General features: G+C 41.1%; 19 protein-coding genes. 4 read left to right on the forward strand and 15 right to left on the reverse strand.

Annotated elements, in window-relative coordinates; genetic code table 11:
• Positions 1-16: 16 nt before the first annotated feature.
• From XEN7305_RS21135 to XEN7305_RS21165, 8 genes are all read right to left on the reverse strand, one after another.
• On the reverse strand, positions 17-835 hold the full coding sequence (locus XEN7305_RS21135; protein WP_006511556.1) for an alpha/beta fold hydrolase: 819 nt from the start codon (positions 833-835) through the stop codon (positions 17-19).
• A gap of 39 nt (positions 836-874) precedes the next feature.
• Positions 875-1,795: a 3-keto-5-aminohexanoate cleavage protein gene (locus tag XEN7305_RS21140; protein WP_006511557.1), complete on the reverse strand. Its 921-nt coding sequence runs from the start codon at positions 1,793-1,795 to the stop codon at positions 875-877.
• Positions 1,796-1,805: 10 nt separating this feature from the next.
• Positions 1,806-2,624: an alpha/beta fold hydrolase gene (locus XEN7305_RS21145; RefSeq protein ID WP_006511558.1), complete on the reverse strand. Its 819-nt coding sequence runs from the start codon at positions 2,622-2,624 to the stop codon at positions 1,806-1,808.
• A 62-nt stretch (positions 2,625-2,686) separates the two neighbouring features.
• Positions 2,687-3,133 (reverse strand): DUF3598 family protein, encoded by a 447-nt coding sequence (locus XEN7305_RS21150; RefSeq protein ID WP_006511559.1) that lies wholly within the window; start codon positions 3,131-3,133, stop codon positions 2,687-2,689.
• Positions 3,134-3,279: 146 nt separating this feature from the next.
• On the reverse strand, positions 3,280-3,975 hold the full coding sequence (locus XEN7305_RS21155) for a calcium-binding protein (RefSeq protein ID WP_006511560.1): 696 nt from the start codon (positions 3,973-3,975) through the stop codon (positions 3,280-3,282).
• Positions 3,972-4,142, reverse strand: coding sequence for an integrin alpha (locus XEN7305_RS29160; protein ID WP_006511561.1), 171 nt, complete (start codon positions 4,140-4,142; stop codon positions 3,972-3,974). The genes XEN7305_RS21155 and XEN7305_RS29160 overlap by 4 nt, the downstream gene beginning before the upstream one ends.
• 101 nt (positions 4,143-4,243) lie before the next feature.
• Entirely contained in the window at positions 4,244-4,423 is a 180-nt protein-coding gene (locus tag XEN7305_RS21160; RefSeq protein ID WP_006511562.1) for a hypothetical protein, read from the reverse strand.
• 45 nt (positions 4,424-4,468) lie between these two features.
• Complete coding sequence (locus XEN7305_RS21165; protein WP_006511563.1) at positions 4,469-5,461, reverse strand: NADPH:quinone oxidoreductase family protein; 993 nt, start codon at positions 5,459-5,461, stop codon at positions 4,469-4,471.
• Positions 5,462-5,756: 295 nt separating this feature from the next.
• On the opposite strand from XEN7305_RS21165, the gene XEN7305_RS21170 reads away from it, so the two are divergent.
• From XEN7305_RS21170 to XEN7305_RS21185, 4 genes are read left to right on the forward strand one after another with little or no spacing between them, the layout of a single operon-like run.
• Positions 5,757-6,362 (forward strand): sigma-70 family RNA polymerase sigma factor, encoded by a 606-nt coding sequence (locus XEN7305_RS21170; RefSeq protein ID WP_006511564.1) that lies wholly within the window; start codon positions 5,757-5,759, stop codon positions 6,360-6,362.
• Positions 6,363-6,365: 3 nt separating this feature from the next.
• A complete protein-coding gene (locus tag XEN7305_RS21175) occupies positions 6,366-7,106 on the forward strand; it encodes an anti-sigma factor (protein ID WP_006511565.1) in 741 nt (246 codons plus the stop codon).
• On the forward strand, positions 7,103-8,443 hold the full coding sequence (locus XEN7305_RS21180; protein ID WP_006511566.1) for an NAD(P)/FAD-dependent oxidoreductase: 1,341 nt from the start codon (positions 7,103-7,105) through the stop codon (positions 8,441-8,443). The genes XEN7305_RS21175 and XEN7305_RS21180 overlap by 4 nt, the downstream gene beginning before the upstream one ends.
• Before the next feature lie 57 nt (positions 8,444-8,500).
• Positions 8,501-8,911, forward strand: a complete 411-nt coding sequence (locus XEN7305_RS21185; RefSeq protein WP_006511567.1) for a DoxX family protein — start codon at positions 8,501-8,503, stop codon at positions 8,909-8,911.
• Between the two features lie 86 nt (positions 8,912-8,997).
• Here XEN7305_RS21185 and XEN7305_RS21190 read toward each other — a convergent pair whose 3' ends face one another.
• From XEN7305_RS21190 to XEN7305_RS21220, 7 genes are all read right to left on the reverse strand, one after another.
• On the reverse strand, positions 8,998-10,890 hold the full coding sequence (locus XEN7305_RS21190) for a response regulator (RefSeq protein ID WP_006511568.1): 1,893 nt from the start codon (positions 10,888-10,890) through the stop codon (positions 8,998-9,000).
• A 30-nt stretch (positions 10,891-10,920) separates the two neighbouring features.
• Entirely contained in the window at positions 10,921-11,301 is a 381-nt protein-coding gene (locus XEN7305_RS21195; protein ID WP_006511569.1) for a response regulator, read from the reverse strand.
• Complete coding sequence (locus XEN7305_RS21200; RefSeq protein ID WP_006511570.1) at positions 11,294-13,417, reverse strand: ATP-binding protein; 2,124 nt, start codon at positions 13,415-13,417, stop codon at positions 11,294-11,296. Before XEN7305_RS21200 ends, XEN7305_RS21195 begins: the two co-directional genes overlap by 8 nt.
• Positions 13,418-13,518: 101 nt before the next feature.
• The gene (locus tag XEN7305_RS21205; protein ID WP_006511571.1) at positions 13,519-14,289 is read right to left on the reverse strand and encodes a phycocyanobilin:ferredoxin oxidoreductase; all 771 of its coding nucleotides are present in this window, start codon (positions 14,287-14,289) and stop codon (positions 13,519-13,521) included.
• A gap of 103 nt (positions 14,290-14,392) precedes the next feature.
• The gene (locus XEN7305_RS21210; protein ID WP_006511572.1) at positions 14,393-14,659 is read right to left on the reverse strand and encodes a phycobilisome linker polypeptide; all 267 of its coding nucleotides are present in this window, start codon (positions 14,657-14,659) and stop codon (positions 14,393-14,395) included.
• A 36-nt stretch (positions 14,660-14,695) separates the two neighbouring features.
• Positions 14,696-15,556: a phycobilisome linker polypeptide gene (locus XEN7305_RS21215; RefSeq protein ID WP_006511573.1), complete on the reverse strand. Its 861-nt coding sequence runs from the start codon at positions 15,554-15,556 to the stop codon at positions 14,696-14,698.
• A gap of 51 nt (positions 15,557-15,607) precedes the next feature.
• Positions 15,608-16,423, reverse strand: coding sequence for a phycobilisome linker polypeptide (locus tag XEN7305_RS21220; protein ID WP_006511574.1), 816 nt, complete (start codon positions 16,421-16,423; stop codon positions 15,608-15,610).
• Positions 16,424-16,437: the final 14 nt, after the last annotated feature.

Genomic DNA, 16,437 nt, shown 5'->3' on the forward strand with positions numbered 1-16,437 from the left:
AATTTTCCATTGTCCATTACCCATTACCCAAAAAATCAAGTACTACTTGAGATACTTGGTCAGGAATTTGGTTCATCATACAAATCGTGCCCTCTGGCAGTTCAACCTCCTGGCTATTGGCGATCGCCTTAGCGACAAAATGACGGTTTTCCGCTTTAGCTAAACCCAATCTTTCAAACTCTTGCACATCATCCATACCCCAAAGAATCAGTGTCGGACATTTGATCATGCCCAAGCGTTCTTCAGCTTCTAGGCAATAATGACCCACTGCCCAAACTGCATACAAAGGATGACCAAATCCCTTCATATCATCTAAAACCCAACGATGATTTAATTCCGCAGAGCCGACATATCGCGATCGCGCTTGCCATCTTTTCATAAGATGGGAACCATCTTCTTCTATTTTGAACCCGATATCGAATAATTCAAAAAGCTTGGCTTGGCCTTCTTTTTCAAAACCCGCGACATTGCCCAAAATAAGCTTGTCCACGCGATCGCCATAGGCGGCAGCGACTTCGGTTGCCACAAAAGCTCCCGTATGATTGCCTAAAATACTGGTTTTTTCAATACCTAATTCATCTAAAAGAGCAATCACTGTTTTGGCATAGTCGGCAATATTATACATTCTGGGTGGTTTGTCCGAATCACCAAATCCCATCAGATCCATTGCTATGACTTGTCTATGTTGGGCAAGAATGGGCATTAACTCACGATATTCATCACTACTACGGGGGTTCATATGTAGTAAAAGCAATGGCTTCCCATCACCACCGATGCGATAGAGAATCTGACCATCATCTGTATCCAAAAAAGCTCTCTTAATTTGTTGTATCATCTATCATTAAACATTTATTATTTACTATCAAATACTTTTCTAGACTAGTGCTGTGGCTCTGGTAGGTAATTGAGATCGCTGTGGTAGTTGTAAGATCTCTCTTGTTTGGGCTGGAGTTGCAACTTCGCGATTAAGAGTATGTGCCATTTGGGCAATCTTTTCGACTAATTCCCCGTGGTGAGGTTTCCCAAATCGGGAATAATGGTGATCCCCCAAACCAATTGCTACATGTCCGCCAAGTGCGATCGCCCAGGATGCTACTCGCATCACATCACCATTCCAACAAAGGACCAACCACTGATTATCTTTGGGCACTTCTGCAATGAAAGCCTGTAGTCCAGCGATCGTTGGAGCTGCTCCAGATGGCATAACTTCTCCAGTAAACACAAATTCCCACAATGTATTTTGCGGTAAAAGCCCCATTTCTTGAAAACAGCGAGCGGTTCGCATTTGGCCGACATCCCAACAAACTGAGGATACATATACATTATGCTTTTTGAACACTTCTAAAACAGCCTTTAAGTTCTCCCGACTATTGACATAAACTTGATCGTAGCTATTAAACTGTTTTGTTATAGGATTCCAGAAATCGACATTAAGAGAACCAAAATCTACTGGGGCCATATCCACCCGTAGCACTGGATCATCATTTACGGCTAAGATATGTCGCACTCGATCCTCAATCTGGTTTTGAGTAATATAGCCGAGAGTCGGATGGATTAATAAATCCGTTTGCTCACGAATCCCCTGGATCACTTCCAGATAAAGTTCCACATCATTGCGAGGTTTTCCCGTCTGAGGATCTCGTCCATGCCAATGAAAGATGGATGCTCCGGCTTTCCAGGCAAGAACTGCTTCTCTGATAATTTCCTTGGGGCTGTAAGGTAGTGCAGTATTGTCACCCCTCATAGCTATTTCGTTACAGCGGCACTCGATAATCAGTGGTAATTCCTTATGCATTTTCTTCCTCCTAATGATCTTCCAGAAACTTACTAACTATTTGAGAGATTTCTTCCGGCTTCTGATTCATCATCCACAGGGTTCCACCTTCTAGTTCAACTCTTTTGCAATGGAGAATAGCTTCCGAGAGCCAATGTTGATTTTCCGCCTTGGCTAAACCAGCTTTTTCTAAAGGTTCTAAGCCCTTTTCTCCCGCTAGAATCAAAGTTGGACATTGAACCAAACGAAATCTTTCGGTCGCAGTAGGACAATAGTTAGCTACCGCCAAACCAGTGTAGATAGTAGAACCAAAACATTTTAAATCTTCGATCACACAACGATGATTTAACTCACCTTTGCCAACATAATTGACCCGAGCAAGCCATCTTTGCATTAGATGGGAACCATCTTCTTGAATTTGAAATCCTTGGGTATATCTTTGGGCAATTTTGTCAGTTTCTTCTTTATCAAATCCATGGACATTGCAAAGAATAAGTTTTTCTACTCGCTCTGGATAGGCTGCGGCAACTTCTCCTGCGATATAACCACCTGTGAGACTGCCAAGGATACTACTGGTTTGAATTCCTAAATGATCCCAAAGTGCAATTACTGTTTTGGCATAATCTGCAACCGAATAGATTCTCGGTGGCTTATCAGAATCACCTAACCCTATTAAATCCATGGCAATGACCTGGCGATTCTGAGCCAAGATTGGCATAATTTCCCGAAATTCATCACTGCTACGGGGAGTCATATGCAATAACAATAAAGGTTCGCCCTCACCAACAATTCGATAAAGAATCTGACCATCTTCTGTATCTAAAAAGGCTCTCTTGATACTTTGATTCATCTGATTCTCTCTAGTTCATACAATTAAACCTAAAACCTAACCCCTAAAACCTAAAATCTAATTTAAGGCTTACGCTCTTCTTTAATTAAAGTTCTTTGATAGATTTCACCATTCTTGAACCAATGCCAGGTACGGGCGCGATGATTATTGCAAGCACTGAGATGGATCATTTCGTAGATGTATGCATCGGCGATATCTTTGTAACTAAAGTAAAGGATGATGATCTTGTCGTCAGCTTCCCAAGCCTTCCCTTCAATGCGTTCAGTATCAAATAAAAGGGTCTTGTCCTTATAGATTCCTGGGAATTGATATTCTTGATATTTGCCATCAGCCCAGGTATAGCGGTTGGTTTGAAAGTAGGGATATTCCGCATTTTCCGGGAACTCACAGGTTAGATGGGATTTGTTGGTATCGAGGATTTTTCCCTCATTGTCAACCGTTGTATAAGTACCAATCCAGTCCCCTTCATGTCGGGTGAGCGCGGGCATTTCATCTCTAATATTAGACATGGGAATTCCTCCAAATGCTTATTTGCAATAAGTTTAAGTCAAATCTTGGGGAATTTCCGTTAAATCTTAACTATTATGAAATATTTCAAGCCGCGATCATATTTCTCTTAATGCCGCAATATCTTATTCTCAAATATTTTGAAACGTTAGCTTAGAAGAAAATCTGTAGCATCTAAATCAGCAACATCAGTATTTTCTACTGCGGCAATAAATTCGTTAAAGCCATCTTGAGTAAATCTAATCTGAGTTGTGCTGCCATTCTGAACGAAGGTTAAATCTTCAAAAGTTAGATTGGTGCCCAAGGCAAATTTATCTTCTCCATCAACATAATCTTTAATGCGATCGGTATTGCCGCCACGAGAAATGTTAAAGGTATCATTGCCTGCACCACCAAAAAGAGTATCTAGTCCCTTGCCACCAGAGAGATTATCATCACCATTCTGCCCGAAAATCAGGTCATTGCCAGCCCCACCGACAAGAAAATCATTATTGGCTCCACCAAATAAAGTATCGGAACCATCACCACCATTTAAGCTGTCATTACCATTATTGCCTAATATGCGGTCATCCCCAAAGCCACCTTCGACCGTGTCGTCGTCTGCTTGACCCCATAAGGTATCGTTGCCATTGTCCCCAAAAATGAGATCGCTACCATTATTGCCGAAAAGATTATCATTGCCATCTCTGCCATTGATCGTATCGTCACCCAAACGACCTCTAACTGTATCGTTACCAGCCAAAGCAAAAATATTATCAGGATTTAAACTGCCTTCAATCGAATCATTGCCTATTGTCCCGACATTGTTAAAGTTAGATAGAATGTCGCTACCGCCGAATATCACACAAGAGCAGATACTTCTAAACTTCCACCACTTCCTACATTACTGCCGCCAAATACCACATAACTTTGCCCTTGTCCGCCATTCCCTGCAAGCTTTGCACCAACAATGATGTTATCAATACCATCATCATTAACATCTCCGGCATTACTTACGGAAATACCTAACAAGTCAAAATCATCAATCCCATCATTAATAACAAAGCCATTACTTCCATCAAGAGCAGATAGTTATAAGCTGCCCTCACTGCCAACATCACTGCCGCCAAATACTAAATAACTTTCATCTGCACGTGGTGCGCCAATAAAATAATAAGATCATCGATACCATCACGATTAATATCCCCAGCATTACTTACTGAATTACCTGAACGGTCACTCTCATCAAGACCATTAACTACAAAACCATTAGCACCATCAAGATCAGCTAAGTTTATTGCCACTGGATTCATAGTCTTTCTCTTTAAAATATTAAGAGAAAAAACAAGAATATTGCCTTATTGCTTATTACTCAAACTTGGCACGACAATAATTTTCCCCATAACGCCTCGCTGTTCTATAGTTAATAACGCCTCGGCAATTCCTTCTAACCCAACCACCTGATCGATCGCAGGTTGAATTTTTCTCTCGGCAACTGCTGGCAATACAAGATCTCTTAAGGTGGCTAAACTTGCTTGGTAATATTCGTTGTACCAAAGGGCAATGCCATAGAGCTGGACATTGCGCCCAATTACTTTAATCAGAGGAATAGTCGCTTCTATGCCAGTTACATAACCATAGGAGACAATACGACCATGATTTGCGATCGCATCTAGACAATGGGGCAAGGTAACTTTTCCACCGCCATCTAAGGCCACATTCACTCCTGCATCATTTGTGATTCTTTTCACTTCGGCAACGACATCGGTTTGACTATAATCAAATGCCTCTGCTGCGCCTAATTCCTTCAAGCATGCTACTTTAGCTGTACTTCCCGCCGTCGCGATCGCTTTGGCACCCAAAAGCTTCACCAGTTGTAATGCTGCTGTGCCCACGCCACCACTACCCGGATGGATCAAGACCCATTCTCCAGGCTGGACTTGTGCTTTATGAATCAGTGCCATGCTCGCGGTTAAATAGGCGATCGGTAAACTAGCTGCGACTTCAAAAGAAATGGCATCTGGAAGTACTAATAATTCTTCGGTTGGGGCGATCGCATATTCGGCAAAAGCGCCGCTAACATGTCCTACTACTCGCATCCCAGGGCAAAATTCTGTAACGCCATCACCCACAGCATCAACTATTCCCGCTGCTTCCTGACCAAGAATATGGGGCAATCCCAGATGACCATAACCTTTATATTTGCCATAGGTTGATTGCAAGTCAGAGTTATTCATTCCCGCAGCTTTCACTATAATTCTTACTTCCCCTGCACCTGGGTTCGGAAGTTCTATTTCGTCAACCTGCACCGAAGCAGGGTCGCCATATTCGTGGATTCTTGCTGCTTTCATGGAAGTTTTGTCCTCATGGTTTACATAGAGACTAAAATATTAGCCTACATGACTTAGCAATTGATATTGCTATATAAACCGCGTCCATATTGAGAACTGGAGTTTTGAAATAAAGTTATAGAGGCCTCAAACCCTGTTCCCCATTCCCTATTCCCTGTTCCCGAAACAATGACAAAAACTACGGGTTTCAAACTAGACGCGGTTTAAAAAAAATTGAATCCAAATTTCCAGTGACTCCGTATTCATATTTAGTAGTGATTCATACAAAGCGATTATCAATACTTTTAATAAGAGCGTGATAAAAACAGAGCGTGATTTATTTCAGGTGAATAATACTGAAGGAGAACAGACAACAGATGAAGCAATTTTTGCCGATTTTATTCGGGGTGATTCGGCAGCTTTAGGCATCTTATATGATCGCTATGGGTTATTGGTTTATCGTTTGATTTATCGGATGTTAAAAAATAATTCAGAAGCAGAGGATCTAACGCAAGAAATTTTTCTGACTCTTCAGGAGAAGCCCAACTATAATCCACAACGAGGTTCTTTTTATACCTATTTAATGATGCTAACTAGATCAAGAACCATAGATAAAATACGTTCTAAAAAATCCCAAGGTAATTTATTACATAATCTTGGTAAGATAAAGGATCTAATTGGCAAGGAAAATAAGGCTAATCCTATAGATATTGCCTCGACGGAAGAGCGAGAAATTCAAGTTAAAAATGCTCTGCAATATTTATCTGATAATCAAAGAAAAATTTTGGAACTATCTTATTATGAAGGCCTTAGTCAATCGGAAATTTCTGAGATACTAGAAATACCCTTAGGAACTGTCAAAACCCATAGTCGTCGGGGACTAATAATACTTAGAAAAAACTTACAAAATTTGATCACTTAAAAAATGGCAAATAATTATGAATCTTACAACTTAGAAGAGATTTTAGCCGGCTATGTTCTCGGTAATTTGGACGAAAAAGAATTGACTTGGCTAAATAAAAAATTAGTTGCTAACCCTCAAATTCAGCAGCAAATTGATGAATTATCGGCAACTTTAACTTTGATGCCCTATAGCTTACCGCAAAATAATCCTAGCTCTGATTTGCGTGGTAGAATTTGTGATTCAATTGCTCAAAAAAATCAAGTAAAATATCCTAATTTTCCAAAACTCAATCCTATGGCCTGGGTAATTAGTGGTATTGCTGTGGTCAGTACATTATTATTGGGGGTTGATAATTATAGTTTACGCCAAAAACTAGCTAATAATAATCAATTACATCAACAACAAGAATTAATTGGCCTGCTGCGTCAACCTCATAATCGTTTAGTTTCTCTTCAAGGATTAGAGGAATTACCAAAAGCATCGGGAAGTTTGTTTATTGCTCCACAGCAAAAGAAAGCTGTTTTAGCTCTCCAAAATTTGGCACCTTTATCCGGAAAGAAAGTATATCGCCTCTGGGCCGTATCTCCAGAAAAAACAACTGGCTGTGCAAATTTTACTCCCGATGAAGAAGGAATTGTTCATTTGGAATTATCGAATAATGCTTTAAAAAATGCTAACGCCATTTTGATTACCATCGAGCCGGAAGCTGATACTAAACAACCCCAAGGTAACACCATTATGAATGGCTATTTTTCCCTATGAAACAACATCAAACATATCATCGTGTCGTAATTGTTGGGGCAGGCTTTGGTGGTTTACAAGCAGCTCAATCTTTGGCCCATAAAGCAGTGGAAGTTATTTTAATAGATCGCCATAACTATCACAGTTTTATTCCTTTACTCTATCAAGTTGCTACTGCCCAATTAGCCCCTGAACAGGTTGTGGTACCGATTCGGAATCTGTTGCGCAGCTCGCCCAATGTTAGTTTTGTGTCGGCAAAAGTTGAAACTATTGATTTTCCTGCCAAGATAGTTCAATTGGCAAATGAAACTATTTCCTATGATTATTTGGTCTTGGCGACTGGTAGTCGCAGCCAGTTTTTTGGTGTTGAATCGGCAAAAAAATTTGCTTTTCCTCTAAAAAATCTTGGTGATGCGATAAACCTGCGTCATCACATTCTGAGCTGTTGTGAGCAAGGTTCAAGAGAATTAGATTTTGCTCGACGGAAAAAACTATTAACTATCGCTATTGTAGGAGGAGGTGCGACAGGAGTCGAATTAGCGGGCTCGTTAGTCGAGTTGGTCAATGATGCTTTGCTCAAAGATTATCCGAGATTAGATTCTCAAGACGTGACGATTATTTTGGTGCATTCCGGCGATCGCTTATTATCGGAATTTCCCTCATCTCTGGGTGATTACACAGCAAGTAAGCTGCGTCGTCTGGGGGTAAAAGTTATGTTGCGCTCCAAAGTTACTTCAGTTTCTGCCCAAGGCTTTGAACTAGATGATGGTACTTGGTTTGCTTCAGCTACGGTTATTTGGGCTGTGGGAGTCACCGGCGCTATTCCGAAAAGCTTTCCTTTCCCGCAAACGAGTAACCAAGGGAAAATTAAGGTTTCCCCAACCTTACAACTAGCGCAATATCCAGAGGTTTTTGCCATTGGCGATCTCGCTCAGGTAAATTCCTCCCGTCAAAATTTATCTGGGGTAGCACCAGAAGCTTTGCAGCAAGGGGTCTATGTAGCGCAAGCTATTACCAAAATTATTCAAGGACATTCTGTGAGGCCTTTTCGCTATTTCAACAAAGGGAGACTGGCTATTATTGGTTGTTATTGCGGAGTGGGGAAAATTGGCAATCTGCAACTCAGAGGCTTTTTGCCTTGGTTGTTCTGGCTAGCTGTACATTTGGTCTATTTCCCTAATTGGCATAATCGTTTGATGATTCTGATGAGCTGGCTTCATAGCTATATTTTCCGCGATCGCGCGATGCGATTTATTTTTTCTCCCATCAACCAAGATCGAGAGGGTAGCCCTAAAGGATTAGCTAGCGCGTCAGGCCAGAGGGCAGATGGCAGAAGTTCTATCTCTCGCATAGTTTAGGGAATTACATCTAGTAAAAAGACTTATTAAACTTATAACTCAAAGGAGATTTAAACCATGACAAATACTATGACTCAAACAACAAAATCTAAAACCAATTTTCAGGTTTATTCCCTACTAATTATTCGTTTAACTCTAGTGGCAATTTTCCTCTATCACGGATTACCAAAGGCGATTTTTTGGTCTATGGCAACGGAAAAATTCGTCGGATTTGGTCTTCCTGGTTTCTTGGGGCCAATCACGGGGATTGCTGAGGTGGTTGCCAGTGTGGCACTGTTGTTTGGTCGTTTCTGGAAAGCAAGCAATTTAGTCTTATTATTTATCATTGCCGGGGCTATTGTCACAGTTCAGCTACCTGGATTTTTGGAAAATGCTAAAAAAGTCGCGGGGTTAGAAAGAGATTTGCTGATTTTGGTTGGGCATATCACCTTACTTGCTTTTCCTCCCCAAAAACCCGACACAAAATAGATACTAGGCACATTTCGGCGATTTACTTATTCGTAAAGACTGGTTTTAGGTTCAAAATCATCTGCCCTCTGCCTTCTGCCTTCGTTTTAAGAATGCTCAAGATTGAGGCGATTGATAATTCTATTTGCTAGCTGTGGCGCGACAACTGGTTTGTTAATAAAATCATTAGCGCCACTGGCAAATACTTGATCAGAAATGCTTGTGTCGTTATGAATACTTAAAAACATAACAGGAAGTTTGCACCAGTAAGTGTGAGTGCGCAGCACTTTACATAGTTCAATGCCACTTAAGTAAGGCATCTCAATATCTAATACTAATAAATCAGGGTCGATAGCTTGCAAGACTTCCCAGAATTGTCGAGGATCATCTAGAGTAGTCAGTTTGAATCTCCAAGGTTTCAGTAGATCAGGTAATATTTGCAACAGCTCTACATCATCATCGACAATCATAATTTTTTTGCCTGGGGACGAATGTTGTGATGCTTTTTGGAAGATAGAAATAATTTGACTAGCCCGAATAGGTTGGGTGAGATACAATCTGCCGCCATGTCTAGCAACTTGTAGCCGATCTTGAAAGCGATCGCGATCGGCAATTACGATAACTGGTATTGATGGAATAAGTAAATTAAATTCTGCAATTAACTCTAAATATTCTGATAGGGAATTTTGTGACTTCGAATCCTCCTCAAAAGAGATATTGAGCATAACTGCATCTGGAAGTTTTTTCCCCTGAGATTGTTGTTCGTCCAGCCAGATTTTGACCGATTTCGGATTGGTAATTATTTTGGTATTGATCCCTTGAATTTGAGCTTCTGCTATCAATTCTTCGTTTAAGTGATGATCGTCGTTGACAATTAGTAAACAGGGCGAATTCTGTGCTAATTGTTGGCTTATTTGATGGGTAATATTTGGTTGTTCGGTGACCTGTTTTTGCAAAGCCTCTAATTTGTCAAGTAACTGTAATAGTTGCTGAGGCTCATGGCTTAGGTCTTCTTGTAATAATTGTTCTAATTCTCGGGCTAGTTTAGAAGCTCTATTTAACCCAAATTGCCCTAAATTGCCTGCCAAACTATGGGCTACTACGATTGCCGATACGCGATCACTTGTTTCCAGATTGCCGATCTGAAGAGATGCTACAGCTTGGGACAAGATTTTTAATTGCTTTTCTCTTTTGGGTTGATATTTCTCCCAAATAGAAGCTAGCGCAGCTATATGTTGCATTTTTTTATCTGGTTTATTTTCTGGGATAATTGACGGCTGAGGAGATCTCTTTATTGAATGGTCTATCGCAGCATTATGATCACTCTTCAAGGGCTTCAGACAATAGCCTTGTCCGCGGATTGTGGTAATAAAATCTGTCGGCAGTCCAGCTAGTTTTAGTTTTTGACGCAAACGGCGCATATGAGAGCGGACCGTAGCATCAGCCGGATATTCTGTAGATGACCAGAGATGATCCATAATTTCTTCGATACTTAGAACCTCTTGGCTATGTCGCAGCAACAATTCTAATAGTCGATATTCTTTAGCTCCCAGGCTTATTGGTTCTTCTTGATAGGTAACCGTACAATTACAAGGATTGAGTTGCAATTGCCCCCAACTCAAAATAGGAAAAAAATCACAGTTCATTCGGCGGAGTAAAGCGCGAATGCGAGCTGCTAATTCTTCAGTGTCAAAAGGTTTACATATATAATCATCGGCTCCAGAATCGAGACCTCTAATTTTGTTTTGACTCCCATCACGGGAGGTCAATAGGATAATAGGATTATTTAACCCGCTCGTTCGGAACTGCTGGCATAGGGTAATGCCATCAAGTTTTGGTAGAGACCAATCGAGAATCATTAAATCGTAGCTATAGGTGGAGCCATAAATCCAGCCCTGTTCCCCATCTTTGGCAACATCAATCGCATAATTCTGTTGTTCCAGATTTCTCGTTAACAACTCAATTAAAACTTCATCATCATCAACTAATAAAATTCTCATGTCTTAAAAAATTAAATTAAACAACAAAGCTTAAAAATTCCATCCTAGTATTTTGGCAATTTGACTAGCAAGAGTCATCGCATTAAATGGTTTAGTGATTATATCGGCGACTCCGAGATTGCGAAATTGCTCTTTCTCGACAGCTTGAGTTTTGGCTGTGAGAAAAATTACGGGAATTGCGCTAGTTTTGGCATTAGATTTGAGGCGGGACAAGGTGGCAATCCCATCCATATCGGGCATCATGATGTCGAGCAGAATAGCATCAGGTTGGCGGTGTGTAGCTAAATTAATGCCTTCAGTTCCTGAAGATGCCGTTTCTACTTGCCACCCAGCTTCAATTTCGATGCCGATCTGCACTACCTCTTGAATAGTCTCTTCATCATCAATTAGTAAAATGTTTTTTTCAGCCATGATCTTTGCTCTCTAATTGAATTAGTTCGGGTAAAGTAAAGTAAAAAGTGCTGCCTTTATCCAGACAACTTTCTACCCAAATTTGACCCCCATGTCCTTCGACAATCTGACGACAAATAGCTAATCCTAAACCCGTGCCGCCTTTTTTCCGCGAATCAGAAGAGTCTACTTGTTGAAACCGCTCAAAAATGGTTTCTAGTCGGTCCTCAGGGATGCCTTGTCCTTGATCTTGAACTGCAAAAGTTATGGGAGAAACCGTTTGCTGTTGCTTGCCATTTGTCTGACGGTGATTTTTGGTTGCGGATATCACGATCATGCTGTTGGGGGGAGAAAATTTAATTGCATTGCTCAAAAGATTCGTCAGCGCTTGTACGATATAGTCGCGGTCTGCCCAAACAATAAAGTTATTTGGTTGAATCGAAATCCGAATGGCCTGTTCTTGCGCTAGGGTTTCCATGGTTTGTACAGCTTCGAGGATCAGCTCTTCAGCTTGGGCGGCTTGCTTGTTCATGGTGATTTTGCCCGACTGAATTCTTTGTAAATCAAGAACATTGTTCACTAGATGAACCAGGCGCTCGGTTTGCTCGTCGGCAATTTGGAGCATTCGTTGTCCTTTCTTCGAAAGACTGCCTAGCTTTCCCGTTGCCAAAATCTTGAGAGAACTATGAATCGAAGTTAGGGGTGTTCTCAGTTCGTGGCTAACGACGGAAATAAACTCGTCTTTCATTCTTTCGATCGCTTTGCGATCGCTGATATCACTGGTCAGAGCAAAAAATCCTTGGATAATATGGTCTTCCTGAATATGGGGAATATAGGTAATGCTCAGCGAATGCATACAGCCGTCTTGAAGAATGAGATCTCTTTCATAGGTTACCATCTCACCAGTTAATACAGTTTCTATATGGGGTTTAATTTGTTTATATTCTGTCTCTCCGTGAACTTTGAGCAAATGAGAGTTTTGAATTTCTCGGGGCGATAATCCTAACCAAATTTTATAAGCTTCATTGTTAAAGCGATAATGCTGCTGCCGATCTACATAGGCAATTAAAACTGGTAAGCCATTGGCAATGAGACGCAATTGCTCTTCGCTGTGACGTAAAGCAGCTTCTGCCTCTAGGCGATCGCTCATCTCCTGCTGTAAATTGTGATTAGCTTGACTCAATTTAGCAGTTCTCTCCGCGACTAATCCTTCTAAGTTTTCAAGTAGTTCGGCTTGGGATAAGGCAATTCCAATTTGATCTGCTAGTTGGCGCATTAGTTCCAATTCAAAGTCAGTCCAGGTTCTCGTGGCTTGGCATTGATGGGCAATTAGTAACCCCCAGAGTCGATCTTCTCGGGGAGTCTTCTTGGGAAATTGGGCATTTTGCAGAATTGGCACCACGAGCTTGGATTTAATTTGCCATTCGTCCATAAATTCAATCAGACATTCGGCTAAATTGGCATCAGTGGAGCGCACATCTGCGATCGCGATAACCCGGCCTTGGGAATAGAGTTGGCGATAATCTTCAGGAAAAACTTCCTCGGGAAACTTAACCCCCAGAATAGGCTTAAATTCTGGTAATACTGCTTCGCGAATCGGCATCCCCGTGCCATTGGTGAAAACTTGATAAATGAGTACACGATCTGCCTGTAAAATTCTTTGAACTTCGCTAACTGCAGTTTGTAGAATCTCTTGGAGCTGTAGAGATTGGCGAATTTTGAGGGTGACTTCAGCAAATAACTCAACTCTTTGGTGGTGCAGCTCTAATTCTGCGATCGCTGAATTTTGAAAACTACTCATGTCCTGTAAAATTAGCAAGTTATAGCTGGGTAGCAAATTCTGAACTTGGCTATACTCGGCAATTTTGGCCTCCCCTTGATCTTGTTTAATTTTAATTTTTGCTCGACCCTGAACCTGTGGCCAATTGAGGGGCAATTCTAAAAAATCAGCAATTTTATGATTTAATAAATTTTTTTTCTTGCGTCCTAATAACTTACAAGCAGCAGGATTGACCTCCATTATGCGATCGCTTTTATCCAGGATAATAATCGCTTCTAATGAATTCCTAAAAACCGCCTCAAACAATATTTTTTTGCTAGGAGACTTTTTTCTTGGGGATTTCTTTGCTCCCGCCATGGTAAAAACACAATTACTTTTGTTAAATAACTTTAACTTGAATCAATCTTTGTTAAAGAATAATTTCATCAAAATTAATCAAATAGCTCAAACTAAAGTTGTTAGTAATTTTCGTTTAAGTAATTTTCAATATTTAAAGGACAATCAAAAAGCATTTGACTCATATAGCGATCTGTCCAGGTTGAACCCAAAGACTTTTCCAAAACTCTTCTTGTCTTGTCGTTCTGTTGTTGTTGAGTGCAGTAGTAATGTTGACCCAACAAGATTTGAGCCTTGCCTACTAGAGATGAGATTTGCGGTTTCGCCAGAGCAATTTGGCAATGAAGAGTTAGATATTGCTGAACACGATGAAAAAATAGCTGTTCTTCATCGTGATCTCCGGGACGGACAAACAGACAAAATTCTGAAAAAATTCTTCCCCATTCTGGCAAAGCACGGGGCTGGGAAAAATCTAATTGTGGCAGATCCTGCAAAAAATCTCGATAGGAGCTCGGCAATAGGTGATCGCTGTTGACAGGAGACAGATCAACGATCGCCGCTCCAATACCCATTTTACTGGCAACTAAATCAACTCCAAATATTGGCAGATCATAATTGGCCCGAGGAAACATCACGCAATGCAAGATGTCCAAGCGATCGCCAACCTTGGCTAATTCTAGATGCAACTTGCGAAATTGAGTTGTTTGATAACAGTGATTTTCGATAATCAACTTTTCTCCTTCAAGATTACCTTCTACATAACCGAGGTTTTGAGGAATGTCGTAGGGAGATGGCTCTAGGTGCAATTGCCATTGATCCTCAATAAAGTTCGCCAGTTGACGAATCAGTAAATATTGATTTTCTCTCAGAGAAGGCTTGATTATAGTAACCATTATTATAAAAATAAATTATTAACGTTGCTTCGTTCCTGAAGGCAGAAGTTTTAGCTTGACCACTTTTAACTTCTACCCTCGGTTTAATTGATTTTAAGAATCATTATTCATCATTTGCTGCATCCTCCCCAGTGCTAGAGAGCCCAAGGGGTTGAATATCAACAATTTTTCCTCCCATTTTGCCAATACGCAGCATTTCTTCATTCATGCGGTTGTAAGGAACTCGCACAAATACACTATTACTGCTGCGGACAGGATAATCATTCCCGTCATTATTGTCATTTTGTCTTAATCCAGTTACTTCATAAACGAAAACTCGATTCTGAGAAGATGAACTGGAACTTCCTCCAATCAAAGAACTGCCTAACATAATCTTAACTATCTCCTTAAATAAGTTATTTATTGTTTAGGCCAAAGTAACGCTAGCAACTTTGCCGCCCATCTTATTGATTCTTTGCAAAGTTGGGGTCAGTTGCTCATAGGACACCAACAGAGCACGGCTAGCACGACGTACTTTAGGGTAACCAGCCAAACTCATACCAGCTATTTCGACACGATACACCCGGCCTTCTTTGTTTGAACTTCTAAAAGTCCGTTCTGGGGTCGTGCCTTTGCTAGAGTCGCGATAAGCCCAGCCATTGGTCCCTCCCGAAGGTGCAACTACTGCTGAAGCATTATTAGCGGCTAGCTCTTTGGCCAAACGGGTAGGTTTGCCGGCGACTTGGGCGCGATCGCTATTGGCATAACCACGATACAGTTGGAACATCCGAGTAAAGCCGACGGTTTTTTGTTGGGTTTGCGTGTTAAACCCTCTGTAGTAGGGAACGATATTCTCGCCAAAACTTGCTTCATATTCGGCCGAATCGATATAATCATCGATATCAGCTTCAAAGCCTTTATTTTGATAGAGATCAAGATGATAAATAAACTCAGATTCATCATAGGGTGCACGACCCAACAGATGTTTGAAATTTAATTCAATAACTCTAGTTTGAAAATTGTCATAAAGAAATTTTTTCTTATACAGTTCCGATTTGGCAACCGCCCGAACAAAATCTCTAACGGTAAGCGAACCGTTACTGAGTAATGATTCAGTAGCCGTCAAGCGCTCAGACAACATAATATAGTCATTGCCCAAAACTTGACGATAAACTGCATTAATAACCGCATTCGCCTCATCCTGACTCCAATCAGGACGTAATTCTAAAGGCTTGCGATCGCTAAAAGCAGAAACCCCCAAACGAGATGCTGCTGTTGTAATAGCCACGTATGATTCTCCTTAGTATTTGTAGATCAAGAGCTGTGGTTGAAAGTCAGATTAAGCAGGAGTCAGACTCTCAATACGACCACCTTGTTTATTAAGTTTTTGTAGGGTTGCGGAAAGTCTTTCGTAGGGCACGACATATTCTTGGAAACTACGACGTATTTGAGGTGAGTTTCCTGGTGCGCCCTGGGCGACTCGCAAACGATATAAATTCCCTCTAGCAGTAGTTGTGGTTCCTGAAAGAGAACCTCTGCCGCCAGGATTATTCACCGGAGTTGCCATGTTACGAGCTAAATCGTAGGTTAGGCGAGGACTACCCGTATTGCCTTGGGCGCGATCGCTATTGGCATAACCTTGATATAGTTGGAACATCCGGGTAAAGCCCACTGTTTTCTGGCCTTTCTGGGTCGCAAAACCTCGGTAGTAAGGGACAATATTATCGCCAAAACTTTGAGTATACTCTTCAGAGTCGATATAGGAGTCTATGTCTACTTCGAAACCCTGACTCTGATAAATGTCTAGATGCTCGATAATCTCGGTCTCATCATAGGGTGCTCGACCAAGAATATGTTTAAAATTTAATTCGATAGTCCGAGGATGATAGTTGTTATAGAAAAATTTTGACTTATATAATTCTGACTTGGCAACCGCTCTGACAAACTCCCGCAGAGAAATTTTGCGATCACACAGTAGAGACTCAGCGCTAGTAAGACGCTCAGACTTCATCAGATGATCATTGCCCAAAAGCTGTCGATAAACTGCTGCGATCGCAATTTTAGCCTCTTCCTGGCTCCAATCAAACCGCAGTTCCACAATGCTAGTTTCGTCAAAGGCAGAAATCCCTAGACGAGCTGCTGCTGAAATTACCACTGGTTATGCTCCTA

This window comes from Xenococcus sp. PCC 7305 (assembly GCF_000332055.1).
Lineage (GTDB): Bacteria > Cyanobacteriota > Cyanobacteriia > Cyanobacteriales > Xenococcaceae > Xenococcus.

Coding starts and splice junctions, on each gene's coding strand:
- XEN7305_RS21165 (WP_006511563.1), bottom strand. CDS start 5,461: ATGAAAGCAGCAAGAATCCACGAATATGGCGACCCTGCTTCGGTGCAG.
- XEN7305_RS21200 (WP_006511570.1), bottom strand. CDS start 13,417: ATGGCGGGAGCAAAGAAATCCCCAAGAAAAAAGTCTCCTAGCAAAAAA.
- XEN7305_RS21145 (WP_006511558.1), bottom strand. CDS start 2,624: ATGAATCAAAGTATCAAGAGAGCCTTTTTAGATACAGAAGATGGTCAG.
- XEN7305_RS21150 (WP_006511559.1), bottom strand. CDS start 3,133: ATGTCTAATATTAGAGATGAAATGCCCGCGCTCACCCGACATGAAGGG.
- XEN7305_RS21140 (WP_006511557.1), bottom strand. CDS start 1,795: ATGCATAAGGAATTACCACTGATTATCGAGTGCCGCTGTAACGAAATA.
- XEN7305_RS21135 (WP_006511556.1), bottom strand. CDS start 835: ATGATACAACAAATTAAGAGAGCTTTTTTGGATACAGATGATGGTCAG.
- XEN7305_RS21190 (WP_006511568.1), bottom strand. CDS start 10,890: ATGAGAATTTTATTAGTTGATGATGATGAAGTTTTAATTGAGTTGTTA.
- XEN7305_RS21180 (WP_006511566.1), top strand. CDS start 7,103: ATGAAACAACATCAAACATATCATCGTGTCGTAATTGTTGGGGCAGGC.
- XEN7305_RS21185 (WP_006511567.1), top strand. CDS start 8,501: ATGACAAATACTATGACTCAAACAACAAAATCTAAAACCAATTTTCAG.
- XEN7305_RS21205 (WP_006511571.1), bottom strand. CDS start 14,289: ATGGTTACTATAATCAAGCCTTCTCTGAGAGAAAATCAATATTTACTG.
- XEN7305_RS21195 (WP_006511569.1), bottom strand. CDS start 11,301: ATGGCTGAAAAAAACATTTTACTAATTGATGATGAAGAGACTATTCAA.
- XEN7305_RS21175 (WP_006511565.1), top strand. CDS start 6,366: ATGGCAAATAATTATGAATCTTACAACTTAGAAGAGATTTTAGCCGGC.
- XEN7305_RS21210 (WP_006511572.1), bottom strand. CDS start 14,659: ATGTTAGGCAGTTCTTTGATTGGAGGAAGTTCCAGTTCATCTTCTCAG.
- XEN7305_RS21160 (WP_006511562.1), bottom strand. CDS start 4,423: ATGAATCCAGTGGCAATAAACTTAGCTGATCTTGATGGTGCTAATGGT.